Raw genomic sequence first — 16741 nt, 5'->3', positions numbered from 1 at the left:
GGTCGGCGTCGATGTAATCCGGCACGTCACGCTCTGCGAGCTGGGTCGCTTCGAGAACGCTGGCGAGCTGCTTGGAGCGCTCGCGGACTTCGATGACGTCGCCGGCCTTGCAGCGGTACGAGCCAACATTGACCTTGACGCCGTTGACGGTGACATGGCCGTGGTTGACGAACTGACGGGCGGCAAACACGGTCGGCACGAACTTGGCGCGGTAGACGATCGCGTCGAGGCGGCTTTCCAGCAGGCCCACCAGGTTTTCACCGGTGTCGCCCTTGCGGCGGTTGGCTTCCTCGAAGATGGCCAGGAACTGCTTTTCGCGCAGTTCGCCGTAATAGCCCTTCAGCTTCTGCTTGGCGCGCAGCTGCACGCCGAAGTCGGAAAGCTTGCCCTTGCGGCGCTGACCGTGCTGACCGGGGCCGTATTCGCGGCGGTTGACCGGGGACTTCGGACGGCCCCAGATGTTTTCGCCCATACGGCGGTCGATTTTATGCTTGGACGATTCGCGCTTGCTCATCGTATTTCCTTTAAGTCATAACAAAAGAACCGGCCTTCGCCGGCTCCAAGGAAACACGCCCTCCTTTGGTTCCTCCCGAGGGAAGATCCTGACAGGTTTTCGCGGAAAAAAGCGCCCGGAAAACCACGGGACATGTCGGTGAAACATCGGCCCAAGGCCGTTGTTGGCGCGGAGATAGTCGGGTTTTGCCGAAAAGTCAACGGCAAAGCTGGCCTCATAGACCCGGCAGCCATGGACTTTGCGGGTCCGGGCGTGATTTAACCGGCGTCAGTGATTTCAAACAGGATTTCAGCAGATGAATTTGACTCCCGAAACGCTCGACGCCATTGCCGGGCTGATGCGCGACGCCGCCAAACAGGAGATCCTGCCGCGCTTTCGCAAGCTGGGCGATGAGGACGTGGCGGAGAAGACCGAGGCGAGCGATCTCGTCACCATCGCCGATACCGGCGCGGAACGGGTGATCAAGGCTGGCATCGAGAAGATCCTGCCGGATGCCGTCTTCATCGGCGAGGAGGGCGTTGCCGCCGATCCGTCGCTTCTGTCGGGCCTGAAGGATGCCGAGCTTGCCGTGGTCGTCGATCCGATCGACGGCACGTTCAACTTTGCCCACGGCATTTCCGCCTTTGGCGTCATGGTCGCGGTCGTTTCGAGAGGAGAGACGGTGGCAGGGCTGATCTACGATCCGATGGGCGATGATTTCATGATCGCGGAAAAGGGCGGCGGCACATGGCTGAAGCGGGCCGACGGTTCGTCGAGCCGGATGAAGGTCGCCGCGCCCGTCGCGCTTCCGGAAATGCTGGGCACGGCCTCGGTCGCCTTCATGCCGAACGAGAAGCGGGCCAAGCTGCTGGCGAACACCGTGAAACTGCGCTTTGCCGCAAGCTATCGCTGTGCCGCCGTGGAATACCGCGCCTTTGCCGCGGGCGGCCTGCACTTCGTCACCTATTTCAAGCTGATGCCCTGGGACCATCTGGCCGGCGTGCTGATCGGCCAGGAGGCCGGCGGCTACATCGCCCGCTATGACGGCTCGCCCTACCGGCCCGATCACCTCGACGGCGGCATTCTCGGCGCGCCCGACGAGGAGAGCTGGCGGGAACTGCGGGAGAAGGTCTTCATTCTTTAGGCGCGTCGGCGACGGCTTCAAGATATGCGCGGCACATCACGATAATCTGCCGTTTCACGGCGGCGATCTCGCCGGCATCGAGGTTTCGCTCGAAAGCATTGCGGACCGCGCCGAAGATTGTCGTGAGAAGGGCCTGGTTGACAGTTTCCAGGTCGGGGATCGTGGCGTCTGATGCGAACATGGCTTTGGTACAAGCATCGGCACGGTCGGCGAAATTGGCGACCAGGGCCGCGTTGTCGAGCTCCACGACCGAGGCATAGAGCGCGCGGGTCACGTCGGCGCGCTCCGTCTTTGCCTGGAAATAGGTCTCGATCAGCGCTTCGCACATATCCCCGAGGCGGCTGCCATGGTGGCTTTCGCAAACGGCTTCGAAGGCGGCCCTGAACATGATGACCGTGCAACTGCGCGAGGAATTGCGCGACACGAATATCGTCGTGAGTTCGATTAGCCCCGGATTCGTGGGCACGGATCTGAACGGCGGTAAAGGGGGCCCTCACACCGGAGGAAGGGGCGCGGTTGCCCGTCCGGTTCGCGCTTAAGGGCGAGGAGAACGGCGGCTTCTTTGATACCGACGGCCGGATACCCTGGTAGGAGGCCCACTGCCGGGCTTGCAATTTAAGTTGATATCAACTTAAATTGCGGGATGAACGCGGAGGACCCTAGATCATGAGCGAACTCATTCCGGCGGCCGAGCTTGCCACTCGCAATACCTCGCATTTTCCCAATGAGGATGAGACCTATCGCAAGGCGCGCAACGCCTTGCTGATAAAGGAAATAGAGTTGAGAAGGCAGATCGAGGCAGTCGCCTTGATGCGCCGTTCACTGCCGCCGGGCGGCGCGGTGCCGCGCGACTATGCATTTGTGGGGCCAAATGGCCCGGTGACCCTGTCCGGCCTTTTCGGCGACAAGGACACGCTGGTGATCTACAGCTTCATGTTTGGTCCGCAACGCAAGGCGCCGTGCCCGATGTGCACGTCGATGATCGGCTCGTGGGAAGGCAAGATCGAGGATATCCGCCAGCGCGTGGCGGTCGCGGTCATTGCCAGATCGCCGATCGAGCGATTGCTGCAATGGAAGATCGACCGCGGCTGGAAGCAGATGCCGTTCTATTCCGACATGGACGGCGATTTCACCCGCGATTACGTCAGCGCCGAGGACGCCGACATGCCGGGCTATACCGTCTTCACCCGCAAGGATGGCGTCATTCGCCACTTCTGGAGCGAGGAGATCGGCTTCGACATGGCCGATCCCGGGCAGGATCCGCGCGGCGCGGTCGAGCAGGATGCGCTCTGGCTGCTGCTCGATACGACCCCGGAGGGGAGAGGCAGCGACTGGCATCCTAGCCTTTCCTATGGCGGCTGAGCACAGGTCACGACAAAGGGCGCCGCGAGGGCGCCCTTTGTCCGTGAAGTATCGTCTTCGTCAGACTTCGGGGTTATGCGGCTGCATCAGCTTGCCTTTTTCCGCAATCAGCGTGAAGCCGAGGGCGATGACGCCGAAGATGAAGAAACCGGCGATCATCGGCGTCGTTGTGCCGTTGAAGGAAAGGCCGATCACCGCCCCGAGCAGCGCTGAGCCTGCCGTGCTGGCGAAGCCGAGGATCGAGGACGCCGCGCCCGCCACATGGCCGAGCGGCTCCATCGCCAGCGCGTTGAAGTTCGGCGCGATCCAGCCGAACTGGAACCAGGCGATGGCGAAGATGACGTAGAAGACGAAGAACGGCATGGCGCCGGCAAAGATCAGGTCGATCGCCAGCCAGACGCCGTTGGTCACAACGAAGCCGATCAACGCGCCGTGCGAAAGCCTGCGCATGCCGATCCTGCCGACAATCCGCGAATTGGCGAGCGAGGAACCCGCCATGATGATGCCGATGCCGGCAAAGGCGAGGGGGAACAGCGTGCCAAGTCCGTAGATGTCGACATAGACCTGCTGCGCAGAAGTTACGAAGCCGAAGATGCAGGCCATGATGAAGGTGGTCGCAAGCGTGTAGAACAGCGCAACGCGGTTGCTCAGCACATAGGCGAAACTGTGCAGCACCGCCTTCGGCGTCAGTTCGATCACGTCTTCGGGGTGCTGGGTTTCCGGCAGGCGGAAGGTGACCCAGAAGAAATTGCCGAGCGCTGCGAGCCCGAGGAAAACGAAGACCAGATGCCAGTCCCCGAACAGCATGATCGTCTGGCCGATCGACGGCGCGATCACCGGAATGATCATGAATACCATCATGATCAGCGACATGATCTCGGCCATCTTGCGGCCGCCGTAAAGGTCGCGCACGACCGCGACGGAGATGACGCGGGTTGCGGCCGCGCCGAGCCCCTGACAGAAGCGCACGACAAGCATCATGGTGAAGCTCGGTACGAAGGCACAGAAAACCGCGCCGATGAAATAGATCACCAGGCCGACAAGCAGCGGCAGCTTGCGCCCGAACCGGTCCGCCAGAGGGCCATAGGCAAGCTGCGCCACGCCGAAGCCCAGCACATAGGACGTGATGATGAACTGATGCTGGTTTTCGGCCTCGACGCCGAGGCTGGCGCCGATCTGCTTGAGGCCCGGCAGCATGATGTCGATGGCCAGCGCGTTGAGCGCCATCAGCCCCGCCATCATCGCGACCAGTTCCCATTTGCCGGGCGCCTTGCGCACCAGAGGTCCCGCACTTTGTAATGTCTCTGTCACAACGATTAATCCTGAAAGCAAAATAAGGCGCCGCATGCGCGACGCCCGTTCCTGAAGGCCTGCAAAATGCTGTCCGGGCAGCCGCATGGGCGCCTGCCCGCCGGGACAAACCCTGCCGGTAACCGGCGCCTATGCCGCGCCGCGCACCGCCACGCCCTTGGAGGACAGATGTTCCTGCAGTTCTCCGGCCTGGAACATCTCGCGCACGATATCGCAGCCGCCGACGAACTCGCCCTTCACGTAAAGCTGGGGAATGGTCGGCCAGTTGGAATAATCCTTGATTCCCTGACGCAGATCGCCGTCGGCCAGCACGTTGATGCCTTTGTAGTCGACGCCGAGATAGTCGAGAATCTGCACGACCTGTCCGGAGAAACCGCACTGCGGAAACTGCGGGGTTCCCTTCATGAAGACGACGACATCGTTCCCGTCGACTTCGCTCTTGATGTAGGTGTTGATGTCACTCATGGGCAATCCTTTCACATACGGGTTCAAGGTCCGCAGCGTTTATTTGCTTTCAGCATATAATCGATCGATTGACAACCGCCAAGTCCAAAGCACGAGAAACCGGCGAAAATCAATCATTGCCGGCATTCGTCGAAAAACCGCCGGCGGGCTCCGCTATTGCGGAGCCGATGTCTGCAGGGCCAGCGCATGCAGCACGCCGCCCATATTCCCCTTCAGGGCGTCGTAGACCATCTGATGCTGCTGCACCCTGGTCTTGCCCCTGAAGCTTTCCGACACGACCTCGGCGGCGAAATGATCGCCGTCGCCCGCCAGATCCCTGATCGTGACCGTGGCGTCGGGAATGGCTGCCTTGATCATGTCTTCGATTTCGCCCGCGCTCATTGCCATGTTCAGTGCTCCTCGCTTGCCGCCGGTTCTTCCGCCGACGGGCCGTTGCCGCCTGCCGCGGACATGAAGCGAGGGAACCACATTTCGTGGGTCTCGCGCAACTCCTTGACGGAGACGGAAACCAGCTCGTCGATCACGAGCGCGTCACCCTCGACCTTGCCGAGACGGCGGAACTGCACGCCGCTGCCTTCCGCCGAAGCGCAGACGAAGTTGCCGTATTCGGCGGGCACCGTGATCACGTAGCGGGCCTGATCCTCGCCGAAGAGCAGGGCATGGGGCAGGCCACGGGCCTGTTCGACGCTCAGTTTCATACCCTTGTCGGCGGCCATGCACATCTCGGCAAGCGTGACGGCAAGGCCGCCGGCGGAAATGTCGTGGCAGGCTGTGACCTGGCCGTTGGTGATGGCCGAGCGGACGAAATTGCCGTTGCGGCGCTCGACATAGAGATCGACCGCCGGCGCCGGACCGTCGATGAGGCCGAGAACGTCGCGCATATAGGCGGTCGCGCCGAGGTGTTCGCCGTCGGCGCCGATGAGAATCACATGGTCGCCCTCCGAAAAGGAGCCGATTCGCGCCATCCTGCGCCAGTCTGCAATCAACCCGACCCCGCCGATGGTCGGCGTCGGCAGGATCGCCTCGCCATTGGTCTCGTTGTAAAGCGAGACGTTGCCGGAAACGATCGGGAAATCGAGCGCGCGGCAGGCCTCGCCGATGCCCTCGATCGCCTTGACGAACTGGCCCATGATCTCCGGCTTCTCCGGATTGCCGAAATTGAGATTGTCGGTTGCCGCCAGCGGCTCGGCCCCGGTCGCGGTGATGTTGCGCCAGCATTCGGCAACCGCCTGCTTGCCACCCTCGAAGGGATCGGCCTCGACATAATGCGGGGTCACGTCACAGGAAAAGGCGAGCGCCTTGACCGGGTGGCCGTCGACGCGCACGACGCCGGCATCGCCGCCCGGGATCTGCAGCGAATTGCCCTGGATCAGGGTGTCATACTGCTCATAGACCCAGCGCCGGCTCGACTGGTTCGGGCCGCCGATGATTTTCAGAAGCGCGGCGTTGTAGTCATTCGGCGCCTCGACGAGATGGGCGGGCAGTTCGCCGCGCCTGTCCGGCTCGCGCCAGGGGCGGTCATATTCCGGCGCCTCGTCGCCCAGTTCCTTGATCGGCAGGTTGGCAACCTCCTCGCCCTGGTGCAGCACGCGGAACCGCAAATCATCGGTGGTCTTGCCGACGATGGCGAAATCGAGTCCCCATTTCCTGAAGATCGCCTCGGCTTCCTCTTCCTTTTCCGGGTCGAGCACCATGAGCATGCGCTCCTGGCTTTCCGACAGCATCATCTCGTAGGCCGTCATCTCGGTCTCGCGCACCGGCACCCGATCGAGATCGAGTTCGACGCCGAGATTGCCCTTGGCCCCCATTTCGACGGCCGAACAGGTAAGCCCCGCCGCGCCCATGTCCTGGATCGCGATCACCGCGCCGGTCTGCATCAGTTCCATGCAGGCTTCCAGCAGGCATTTTTCGGTAAAGGGGTCGCCGACCTGCACGGTCGGGCGCTTTTCCTCGATGTCCTCGTCGAATTCGGCAGAGGCCATGGTCGCCCCGCCGACGCCGTCGCGACCGGTCTTCGCGCCGAGATAGACGACCGGCAGGCCGACGCCCTTGGCCTCGGAATAGAAGATGGCGTCAGATCGCGCGATGCCGGCGGCAAAGGCGTTGACGAGATTATTGCCGTTGTAGCGGGCGTCGAACTCCACTTCGCCGCCGACGGTCGGCACGCCGAAGGAATTGCCGTAGCCGCCGACGCCGGCAACGACGCCGGACACCAGATGCCGGGTCTTGGGATGGTCCGGCGCGCCGAAGCGCAGCGCATTCATGGCCGCAACCGGGCGCGCGCCCATGGTAAAGATGTCGCGCAATATGCCGCCGACCCCGGTCGCCGCCCCCTGATAGGGCTCGATATAGGAGGGGTGATTGTGGCTTTCCATCTTGAAGACGACGCAGTCGCCGTCATCGATGTCGACGATGCCGGCATTTTCGCCCGGCCCCTGGATAACCCGCCGCCCGGTGGTCGGCAGGGTTCTCAGCCAGCGCTTCGAGGACTTGTAGGAGCAGTGCTCGTTCCACATCGCGGAGAAGATACCGAGTTCGGTGAAGGTCGGCTCGCGGCCGATAAGCTCCAGAACCCGCTCATATTCGTCCGGCTTCAGTCCGTGGGCTTCGACGAGTTCAGGCGTGATCGCCTGAGTGTTGGAAAGTGTCATGAGACAAGAGCATCCCGCATTGGTTTTCGACGTTCGGCGCTTTTGGCCACTCAATAAAGCGGTTCAGGCCGAAATGGAAGCTTCTCCGCCGCTGCTGCACGGTTTTCCGGCGCTTCAGCCCCGCCAGTACATCGGCATCAGGATGACAGCGACGGTGAGAATTTCGAGACGACCGAGCAGCATCAGCACCGACAGAAGGTAGAGCTCCGGATCGGCGAAGCTCGAGAAATTGCCGGAGGGGCCGATGATATTGCCGAGACCCGGGCCGACATTCGAAAGCGCCGTCAGAACGGCCGATGTCGCCGTGATCAGGTCATAGCCGAAGGCGGCCATGGCGAGGCTGCCGAAGGCCCACAGAAGAATATAGGCCGTGAAGAACATCGAGACGGCGCGCTGCGTCTCCGAATCGACGCTCAGACGGCCGTAGCGGATCGAGTAGACGGCATTCGGATAGATCAGTTTCTTCATGCCGGTGGACAGCATGTTGTAGAGAATCAGGAAGCGGTAGGACTTGATGCCGCCGGCTGTGGAGCCGGAGCAGCCGCCCATGAAGGTGAGGAAAAAGACCATCACCACGGCAAACGCCCCCCAGGCGGTGTAGTCGGTGCTGGCGAAACCCGTGGTCGACAGGATGGAGGACACGTTGAACAGCGACTGGACCAGCGCGTTGACGAAGTCCATCTGCCCGTCGAGGCTGATATAGAGCGCCAGAAGAAAGGCCGCGATCGCCAGATAGGACAGGAACAGGATGATCTGCGGGTCGCGCAGCGTATCGAGACGGCCGCGGACGACGAACAGGATCAGGATAGAGAAGGGCAGGCTGCACAATGTCATGAAAAAGCTGGAAATCAGCAGCAGCCTCGGATTGTCGAAATAGCCGAACGAGGCGTCATGCGTCGAGAAGCCGCCTGTCGCCACCGTCGTCAGCGCATGATTGACGGCATCGAAATGCGACATGCCTGCCAGGTCATAGGAGACGGCGCAGGCAATGGTGATGCCGACATAGATCGCCAGGAACGCCCTGGTGAAACTTGCCATGCGGGCGAAGGGCTTGTCGCTCGTGTCCGATGATTCCATCTTGAAGAAGGCCATCCCGCCGATGCGCAGGAAGGGCAGGATGAAGAGCCCGAGGGCGACGATGCCGATGCCGCCCATCCATTGCAGCAGCGAGCGCCAGAGCAGGAGGCCGGGCGCGGCGTCGTCCAGGCCTGTCAGGACCGTGGAGCCCGTGGTGGTGATGGCCGAGACGGCCTCGAACAGCGCCTGGGCGAAGGTCAGGTCTTCGCGCGCGAGGAAGATCGGGATCGAGCCGACCAGCGCGAAGGTCATCCACAGGAGGTTGACGAGAAAAAAGCCGAGCCTGCGGCTGAAGGGCGGGGGATTGCCGCGCATGGCGACGGCGGTGACGACGCTGGTGCCGCCCACCATGAAGCCGCAGATGGCGAAGACCTGCCAGTCGTCATTGGCATAATAGAGGTCGGCCATGGCCGGCACGAACATGGCGGCGGCAAGGTAGATCCCGCAAATGGCCGCGATATAGAAAGCAGACCGCAATAGAGTGGCGTTCAAGGAGACCGTACCCTGTCATACTCTGTGTCATCAGCGGGGTTTTTCCAAACCCGTGATCTATGCCATAGCGGTGTAGCGGCACAAACTCAATGGGAAGCAGAAGAATGCGCGACGAAGTGAGAGAAGCGACCACGGCCTTGCGGCAATTGTTCGGGCCGACCCCGCTCCAGCGCAATGCCCACTTAAGCGCTGCGTTCGAGGCCGACATCTATCTGAAGCGCGAAGACCTGACGCCGGTGCGCTCCTACAAGCTGCGCGGCGCCTTCAACTTCATGCGCAAGCGCATGGCCGAAGGCGGCGGCGACAGGGTGTTCGCCTGCGCCTCTGCCGGCAATCACGCCCAGGGCTTTGCCTATTGCTGCCGCCATTTCGGGGTTGAGGGCGTCGTTTTCATGCCGGTGACGACGCCGCAGCAGAAGATCGACAAGACCCGCATTTTCGGTGCCGGCCACATCCGCATCGAGCTCGTCGGGGATATCTTCGATGTCTGCTACGCGGCCGCGAAGGCCTTTGTCGAAGAGAATGACGGCGTGATGGTGCCGCCCTTCGACGATCCCGACATCATCGAGGGACAGGCAAGCGTTGCCGCCGAGATCGAGGCCGAATGGCCGGAGGAGGGCGGGCTGCCGGACCTGATCGTCATGCCGGTCGGCGGCGGCGGCCTTTCGGCGGGCATGACCGGTTACTTCAACGGTCAGCTTGCTGACGCCGCCTTTCTCTTCGCAGAGCCCGCGGGCGCGCCGAGCCTGAGGCGCTCGCTCGAGGCAGGCGAAATCGTGACGCTGGACGAGGTCGACAATTTCGTCGATGGCGCCGCCGTCGCCCGGATCGGCGACGCCAATTTCGCGGCGCTCGGCCGGTTTTCGCCCGAACAGGTGATGCTGGTGCCGGAAAACGCGATCTGCGCGACGATGACCGAGATGCTGAATGTCGAAGGGGTTGTGCTGGAGCCGGCGGGGGCGCTGGCGCTGACCGCGCTTTCCATGCTGTCGCCGGAGAGGGTGCGCGGCCGCAGGATCGTCGTTCTGGTCTCCGGCGGCAATTTCGACTTTGACCGGCTTCCGGACGTCAAGGAGCGGGCGATGCGCCATGCGGGGCTCAAGAAATATTTCATCCTGCGGCTGCCGCAGCGCCCGGGGGCGCTCAAGGATTTCCTCAACCTTCTCGGCCCGCAGGATGATATCGCCCGTTTCGAATATCTGAAGAAATCGGCGCGCAATTTCGGCTCGATCCTGATCGGCATCGAAACCGCGAAGCCGGAAAATTTCGCCGCCTTGTTTGAAAAGATGACGGAAAGCGGCCTCAGATATCAGGATATCACCGAAAACGAGATCCTGGCCAATCTGATCATCTGAGCGCGGGGAAGAAGCTTTGTCGCGGTCCAAAGACCCGCGCAAGACTGGCGAACCCGGGAACGATCGTTTAAGAACGCTAAAAAAGGGAGTTTGTTTATGGCATCGTTTTTCTCGAAGCTCGGTTCTTTGTTTTCCGGCGGCGCCGGCGGCGGTCAGGAGAACGAGCAGGCCGTCAAGTCGATCGTCCACGAGGACTGCATCATCTTCGCCGAGCCGGTGAAGGAAGGCGCGCAGTACCGGCTCCAGGGCCGGATCGAAAAGGAAGTGGGCGAGGAAACGCTGGTTCGCACCTTCATCCGGGCCGATCTGTTCGCCTCCCAGGACGAAGCCATCGAGTGGAGCCTGAAGAAGGGCAAGCAGATCGTCGACCAGAACGGCCGGTCGCTGTTTTCCGACGGCGAGAAACATCGCACGGCCTGACCGGGTCTGTCGCCTGACCGGACTCATCGGAAGCTTCGTGCTGCCGAATGCCAGACCCTTTCCCACAGCGCCCGTTTCTTTGCGGTGACGCATGGGCGGGCTGAGGCGCGTGCCTGCCTGGCGGCGACCGATGCGGCGCTCGCGCCAATCGGAAAACGCGCCCTTCTGTGCCATCCCCTGTCGTTTGGCGACTGTGTGCGAACCGGCCGGCTCGCCCGCCGAACGACCGACGCTTTCACGGCAGACGTGAACAGGCAAGGGCGATCCAGCCGAAGAACAGGCCGGGTTTTCTCAACAGGCGGAAGCCCTTTGGCGCTTTGTCGGTCTCGCCGGTTTTCTTTCGGACCTTGCGCGCCCGCATCGCCGCATCGCAGACGCCGGGTCTCCCGCGCGCGAAGCATTTTTCCAGATCCGGCGGTCCCGGGGCGGCAGCCGGTTTCGGGGCGCATGTCGGAGCGCACGAGGCCGGTCCCGCCGACTGCTCCGGGTCTGTCTGGCGGATGCGGTGCTTTGCGGGGTGCCGGACAAGGGCCGGCAGCCGCTTCAGGCGGCTCAGTGTGTTGACAAAGCCTGCTCCAATTCCCGGCCGTCATGCTCGCGCTTGCTGTACGGCCTTGATACTTACCTGACAGATGTTCGCCTGGCACTTTCCGGATAGTAATCTGGGAGGTTGGGATGGGGTGGGAGGCGAAGTCTGTGGTGGATCGACGGTTGGCGTTTTGCCGGCTTTGTGCGCTTGAGGGCGCGAATGTTTCGCAATTGTGCCCGCGCTTGAGGATATCTCGCCAGACGGGCTATATCTGGTTGAAGCGAGTCAGGTCCTGCGAGGTGTCGCAGGATCGACATCCGCACAGCAGTCCGCGGCGCACCGATCGGGCGGTTGAGCAGACGGTACTTGAGTTGCGTGATGCGCATCCGGCCTGGGGTGCCCGCAAGATTGCGTGCATGCCGGAGCGTTCGGGGATCGATCCGCCGGCGGCCTCTACCGTCCATGCTATCCTGGTCGGTCACAAACGGAACGCAACATCCGAGGGCGCGGCACCGGCTTCTGGACGTTTCGCGCGCGAAGCGCCAAACCTGCTGTGGCAGATGGACTTCAAAGGACGTTTTCAACTCGTCTCGGGGGACTGGTGCCATCCGCTCACCGTCCTCGATGATCATTCGCGGTTTGCCGTCGCGCGCTGGCTGCCGCAGGCCAGCTACATGTGGAAGATCAGCAGGTAGCTCGTCAGTATGGCGATCCCGAAAAAGGAAATCCACACCGGCATGTTGAACGACGCCGCGGCGGGCATTTGCGTGTGCTGCTCTTTCTCGACGGCGCTTCCGCTATGCGTTTCCAGCGCAGCGAGACTGTAGCTGCCGCAACGGCGGCAAACGCGCCCAGTATCCTGCACCATCATGCAATCGGTACATTTGTAGCGAGCCATGTTCGGTTCCTCTCCCGATATGGCAAAGTATAATCCAGAATGGCAGCGCAATCAAGGTATTATAACAATGTAATTTATTGTTAACGCTGAGAAAAATACACGATTGAAGGGCTGTTTGGCTTGCTGGCTTGTTGCCGCCAAAGCATCTCTGCTAAGCGTTTGATTTGCTAATATTATGCGTCGTCAGCGCCTCCGAAGGCGAGGGCCGCCGCAAAGATCGGAAAACCTCAAGAATTCGCCGTCTCCGACGGTGAAGTCTGAGAGCAAACGATTGAAATCAATCACCACAAGCCGAAACTGAATCCGGCGAGGCAAAAAAGAAAGTCTTGGCTGGGAAGGGATGGTGGGCGATGAGAGGCTCGAAAGCCAACCCTATCCTGCCTTCAGGACCTCAACATAGACCCGCAACCGACTGAAATTACGTGCTAAATTGAGGGTGGCGCAAAGCCGTGTCCGCTAGCTGCGTAACCCCTATTTCGTAGCAGTGTTTCCGTGATCCTGCAAGCTTTGGTTTGCCCGCAAACGACTTGTGCGTGCTCCGAATATTCGTTTCTGTGTATTCGGCTTTCTCTTTGATCCGATTTTGAAGTTATGATCGGAGCTTCGAAAATGATTCGAGTCGAGATATGGCCATTCCATCACTGTCGGATATAGAATTTAAGCACATACTCGCTGAGAATTTTACGCCCTCTGCGACCATTAAGACACCTGAGAGGCTTTTCGGTCGCGAGAAGCATCTCCAAACCATTGACCGTGCATTTGCGTCTCCCGGACGGCAGATTTTTATCTATGGCGACAGGGGAGTTGGGAAAAGTTCCGTAGCCGAGACCGCCGCTTCTCTTCAGAATGATTCAAGCCATTCGCCAATATATGTAGCCTGCTCAAACAATAGTGGTTTTTCTGAAGTGTTGTCGGCAATCGGCAACTCTGTCGTAGATATTACTCAGCGAGTGGAGAGACCCGGTACACCTAGGCAAGTGAGCGGTACGCTGCTGGGTAGCGGCGGTTCTTATACCCCGGCTGGCAATCCCCAGTTCGAGCTTCCCGATAGTAGCAGTCTGAATGGAGCGCTCGATGTCGTCCGCTACGTACTGAGCAGGCGACGGGGGCGTCAGGTAATCATTGTTGATGAAATGGAGCGAATTCGCGATAGTAAAGAGCGAGAAAAATTCGCAGAGTTCATTAAGAATATTCCGCAGCTTGAGGATCGTGTGAAGTTTATATTCTGCGGAATTGGGACAACTGTAGACGAACTATTAGGCGCACATCCGTCAGCCGGTAGGATACTTGAGACTATCGCCTTGGAAAAACTGCACCACAATTATCTGTGGGAAATTATTGGCAGGGTCGCTGACAAAACCGGAGTGTCAGTAGATCGCGAAATGAACATTCGAATCGGTCAGATAAGTGATGGGTTTCCGCATTATGTGCATCTGATAGGCGAGTCTCTCTTCTGGGCAGCTTTTGACGACGATGAAGTTGTTGATCAGCTATCTCGTGATCACTTTAAAGCGGGGATCGATGGTGCGCTCGCTCGGGCTGAGAGCGTTTTGCGGCATCAATACGATAAGGCCACTCAGAAGACCAAAAATACGGCCGACTATGAAGAGGCGCTATGGGCGCTTGCTGACAATATGGATGACCGGCGACAGCTTTCAGATATCTACGAAAATTCCTACAGGCGGATCATGCTTACTCGAAAACCAATTCGCCCTGATATGTTGCCAAGGGATCGATTCAATCAGCGCTTGCTGGCACTGCGAAAAGAAGGCCACGGAAGCGTTGTTATGGGGTATGGCTCGGGATGGTTTGGGTTCAGAGAGAACATCCTTCGAGGTTATGTGCGGCTGAGAGCCGAGCAGGCGGGCATTGAGCTGGGTCGACATATCTCTTGAAGGCTTTCCCGCTTGGAAAAATGGGTCCCGTATGCGAGAGGTCACACGTATGGCCCAGCGGAACGGTTTCCCCCCGGTACCCCCAAGGCGATGCCCCGGCAGATTGATGACCACCCCGCGTCGCCCCAAAAGGTTTCTTTTCTCATGCTGGCTTGATGCTGCCTCAATGGCGGGCGTCTCACTAGACCTTGCCCATGCGAGTCTCGACAAATCCACCGAAAATGAGTCTCACAAGAATGGTGTTGACCTGAGACTCTCATTGAATCATCATTGATGCCCTAATGAGACTCCGAGAGGGATAGCCATGACTGAGACAATCGTAGGGTATGCACGCACCTCCACCGCTGACCAGAAGGCCGGGCTTGAGGCCCAGCTCCGGGACCTGCAAGCGGCGGGGTGCACCAAGGTCTTCAAGGAGGAGGTGTCGTCTGTAGACAAGACCAACCGCAAAGAGCTGGAGCGGGCACTCGATTACGTGCGTGAGGGCGACACGCTGGTGGTCACCAAGCTAGACCGCCTTGCCCGTTCCGTTGCGGACCTCGTGTCAATCACCGACCAGCTCAAGCAGAAGGGGGTGGCTTTCCGTATCCTTGCGCTCAATCTCGATACCGGCACCCCGACCGGTGAGCTGATGCTGAATATGCTGGGGGCGGTCGCCCAGTTCGAGCGTGAGCTAATGCTTGAACGGCAGCGCGAGGGGATCGCCAAGGCGAGAGCTGAAGGCAAGTACAAGGGGCGGGCTCCCACGGCCAAGCGAAAGGCCGCCGATGTGCTCCGCATGAAGGAGGAGGGGAGGTCTGTAGCCGAGATTGTGGCGGCGCTGGATATCAGCCGAGCGAGCGTTTTCAGGATACTCAAAGAGGCTGCCTAGGCGGGGGCTCAAGGACCCGCATCTTGATCCGCTTGAAGCCTTCGAACGGGCCGACGCCAAGCTTCCCGCACCGCTGGACATTGGGGACCTGGACTTGTTGGAAGTGCTGCACTCTCCGTACTTCTTCCACTGAGAAATTCTCCAACAAAATCAAAGCAACTCTAATTCCCTCCGTTACGGATACAGAAGCTCGCTCTCATCAACGAAAAGCTGTGGGAAAAGCGTAATGGAAACAAATATTTGCTAATTTCTGCACTACAGGGAAGAGAAGCTCTCTCTAATTCCCTTATTGATGGATACAGAAGCTCGCCAATCAGAGGCCACCTTAGCTCCTGCCACCACCACAAATAGCTCGCACCCTATTGGTGCCAAATCACACGACACCACGCGCAGATTACCACATCAATCGGTGTGAAGATGATCACTGTGCGTACCGCTTGGTACTCACCGTGCGCTGTCTCGTGCCCATACCCCAATAATCTCTGACCACCACAAGGTAACCACCTATGGACCCCGAAGAATACGACCGCCTGTTCGGCATCTCCTCGCCGGACGGGAACACTACCCCTGTGCCTTCTCAGGTACCCCAGCAAGCCCAACCCCAAATACCCGCACCGGGAAAGCAAGCACGGGTACCGCCCCAAGGCCAAGCCACCGAACCACAGCAGGCCCAACCCCAAGGCCCAGCCACCGAGGGCGTGCTCGGGACCCTCAACAGGGTAACCGCGCCGCTTGACCCGGTAGCCGATGCCCTGAAGTCTGCCGGTACGGGGGCCATGAAGGCCGTCTTTGAGACCAAGGACTTCCTGTTTGGCGATACGCCGCGCGAAAGGCAGTCGTGGGCACGGCAGTACACCGAGGAACGCAACGAGCAGCTCCGCGAAGAGGCACCCATCATCAACGGGTTTGCCTCCGGGGTTGGCCAGTTCGCCACCGCCATGGTTGGCCTCGGGAAGGTCTCAAAGGCGGCTCAGGCTGCCCGGTGGGTTGGCCGTGGGTTTAACCTTGCCCGTGGTGTCAAAGGTGGGACCGTGGCCATGGAGACCGGCAAGGCAGCGCTGGCAGGTGCCGTGGCGTTCGATCCCTACGAGGAGCGCCTCAGCAACCTCATTCAGGGCACGCCTCTTGCTAACCCGTTCACGGCTTGGCTTGCGGCTGACCCCAACGACAGCGCTGCAATGGGCCGCTTGAAGACTGCCATGGAGAGCATCGGCATGGATGCGGCCATCATCGGCACCTTCACCGGCTCTCTTCGCATTTGGAAGTACCTCAAGGCTGGAGATACGCGGAACGCAAAGCGGGCTGTGGGGGAGCTTGAGGCTAAGATCGCACAGGAGACCGCCCCGGCTGAGAATGTCCCCATTACCGCCACCACCGCCACACCAAACCTTGAAGCCGCTGACCTTGATGGCTTGAACCTCCGGGCAATCGAAGAGGCCACAGGTGGCGGTCTCAGCCCCGAGGACGCCCTATTCGAGGCGAACCTCAAGGCCATAGAGGACAGCGTAGCCAGCGCCAAAGCGAACGTGACCCAGAACCCCACGCAAGCCATGGAGGCTGCCGGTGTTCTCCGCCCCCAGAAGTTCCGCAACAAGGTGAACGTTACCGGCGATCAGGCCGGTTCCATCGTGGACGACCTCGGGCTTGCCTTGGAGAATGCCGAGCAGGACTGGAGCACCATGGCCCAGCACGGGCAGTGGTCCGGTGCCAACAATGCCGGTAAGTGAACCGCCCCGGGTTTGCCGGAGGCTCCAACTCTTGAGTAGGATGGAGCATCA

Annotated in this window: 17 protein-coding genes; 9 read left to right on the top strand and 8 right to left on the bottom strand. The window is 60.4% G+C overall.

Annotated elements, in window-relative coordinates; translation table 11 throughout:
- Window positions 1-514 (bottom strand): 30S ribosomal protein S4 (gene rpsD, locus AC5DC2_RS07315; protein WP_491698031.1); only part of this gene is annotated, 514 nt, incomplete at its 3' end.
- Between the two features lie 295 nt (window positions 515-809).
- On the opposite strand from rpsD, the gene AC5DC2_RS07310 reads away from it, so the two are divergent.
- Complete coding sequence (locus AC5DC2_RS07310) at window positions 810-1637, top strand: inositol monophosphatase family protein (protein ID WP_491698030.1); 828 nt, start codon at window positions 810-812, stop codon at window positions 1635-1637.
- Here the strand turns inward: AC5DC2_RS07310 and AC5DC2_RS07305 are convergent.
- Window positions 1627-2061: a hypothetical protein gene (locus AC5DC2_RS07305; protein WP_491698029.1), complete on the bottom strand. Its 435-nt coding sequence runs from the start codon at window positions 2059-2061 to the stop codon at window positions 1627-1629. The two genes, AC5DC2_RS07310 and AC5DC2_RS07305, sit on opposite strands and share 11 nt — an antisense overlap.
- Here AC5DC2_RS07305 and AC5DC2_RS07300 point away from each other — a divergent pair.
- Both AC5DC2_RS07300 and AC5DC2_RS07295 read left to right on the top strand, forming a co-directional pair.
- The gene (locus AC5DC2_RS07300; RefSeq protein WP_491698032.1) at window positions 1964-2176 is read left to right on the top strand and encodes an SDR family NAD(P)-dependent oxidoreductase; all 213 of its coding nucleotides are present in this window, start codon (window positions 1964-1966) and stop codon (window positions 2174-2176) included. The genes AC5DC2_RS07305 and AC5DC2_RS07300 overlap by 98 nt on opposite strands.
- 127 nt (window positions 2177-2303) lie before the next feature.
- Window positions 2304-2999 carry a DUF899 family protein gene (locus AC5DC2_RS07295; RefSeq protein WP_491698028.1) on the top strand — a complete coding sequence of 232 codons (696 nt, stop codon included), beginning with the start codon at window positions 2304-2306 and terminating at the stop codon, window positions 2997-2999.
- 60 nt (window positions 3000-3059) lie between these two features.
- On the opposite strand, the gene AC5DC2_RS07290 is transcribed toward AC5DC2_RS07295, so the two are convergent.
- From AC5DC2_RS07290 to AC5DC2_RS07270, 5 genes are all read right to left on the bottom strand, one after another.
- Window positions 3060-4310, bottom strand: coding sequence for a multidrug effflux MFS transporter (locus AC5DC2_RS07290; RefSeq protein WP_491698027.1), 1251 nt, complete (start codon window positions 4308-4310; stop codon window positions 3060-3062).
- Between the two features lie 129 nt (window positions 4311-4439).
- On the bottom strand, window positions 4440-4775 hold the full coding sequence (grxD, locus tag AC5DC2_RS07285; protein WP_200337444.1) for a Grx4 family monothiol glutaredoxin: 336 nt from the start codon (window positions 4773-4775) through the stop codon (window positions 4440-4442).
- A gap of 153 nt (window positions 4776-4928) precedes the next feature.
- Entirely contained in the window at window positions 4929-5162 is a 234-nt protein-coding gene (locus AC5DC2_RS07280) for a BolA/IbaG family iron-sulfur metabolism protein (RefSeq protein ID WP_036237030.1), read from the bottom strand.
- A gap of 2 nt (window positions 5163-5164) precedes the next feature.
- On the bottom strand, window positions 5165-7426 hold the full coding sequence (gene purL / locus AC5DC2_RS07275; protein ID WP_491698026.1) for a phosphoribosylformylglycinamidine synthase subunit PurL: 2262 nt from the start codon (window positions 7424-7426) through the stop codon (window positions 5165-5167).
- A 114-nt stretch (window positions 7427-7540) separates the two neighbouring features.
- Window positions 7541-8995 (bottom strand): TrkH family potassium uptake protein, encoded by a 1455-nt coding sequence (locus tag AC5DC2_RS07270; RefSeq protein ID WP_491698025.1) that lies wholly within the window; start codon window positions 8993-8995, stop codon window positions 7541-7543.
- Window positions 8996-9099: 104 nt separating this feature from the next.
- Here AC5DC2_RS07270 and ilvA point away from each other — a divergent pair, with 104 nt between their 5' ends.
- From ilvA to AC5DC2_RS07255, 3 genes are all read left to right on the top strand, one after another.
- On the top strand, window positions 9100-10350 hold the full coding sequence (gene ilvA, locus AC5DC2_RS07265; RefSeq protein ID WP_491698024.1) for a threonine ammonia-lyase: 1251 nt from the start codon (window positions 9100-9102) through the stop codon (window positions 10348-10350).
- 96 nt (window positions 10351-10446) lie between these two features.
- On the top strand, window positions 10447-10770 hold the full coding sequence (locus AC5DC2_RS07260) for an HlyU family transcriptional regulator (RefSeq protein ID WP_024705987.1): 324 nt from the start codon (window positions 10447-10449) through the stop codon (window positions 10768-10770).
- Between the two features lie 675 nt (window positions 10771-11445).
- A complete protein-coding gene (locus tag AC5DC2_RS07255) occupies window positions 11446-11994 on the top strand; it encodes a helix-turn-helix domain-containing protein (protein ID WP_491698023.1) in 549 nt (182 codons plus the stop codon).
- Here the strand turns inward: AC5DC2_RS07255 and AC5DC2_RS07250 are convergent.
- A complete protein-coding gene (locus AC5DC2_RS07250) occupies window positions 11970-12197 on the bottom strand; it encodes a hypothetical protein (RefSeq protein WP_024705985.1) in 228 nt (75 codons plus the stop codon). The two genes, AC5DC2_RS07255 and AC5DC2_RS07250, sit on opposite strands and share 25 nt — an antisense overlap.
- 626 nt (window positions 12198-12823) lie before the next feature.
- Here AC5DC2_RS07250 and AC5DC2_RS07245 point away from each other — a divergent pair.
- The 3 genes from AC5DC2_RS07245 to AC5DC2_RS07235 all read left to right on the top strand — a co-directional run bounded on the left by AC5DC2_RS07245 (window position 12824) and on the right by AC5DC2_RS07235 (window position 16690).
- Entirely contained in the window at window positions 12824-14092 is a 1269-nt protein-coding gene (locus tag AC5DC2_RS07245) for an AAA family ATPase (RefSeq protein WP_491698022.1), read from the top strand.
- A 304-nt stretch (window positions 14093-14396) separates the two neighbouring features.
- Entirely contained in the window at window positions 14397-14963 is a 567-nt protein-coding gene (locus tag AC5DC2_RS07240) for a recombinase family protein (protein ID WP_491698021.1), read from the top strand.
- A 698-nt stretch (window positions 14964-15661) separates the two neighbouring features.
- Entirely contained in the window at window positions 15662-16690 is a 1029-nt protein-coding gene (locus AC5DC2_RS07235) for a hypothetical protein (protein ID WP_491698020.1), read from the top strand.
- Window positions 16691-16741: the final 51 nt, after the last annotated feature.

The sequence above is a fragment of the Martelella sp. genome (assembly GCF_984369615.1).
Note: the sequence above shows the minus strand (reverse complement) of the source record. Positions and strands in the feature narration are given on the sequence as shown.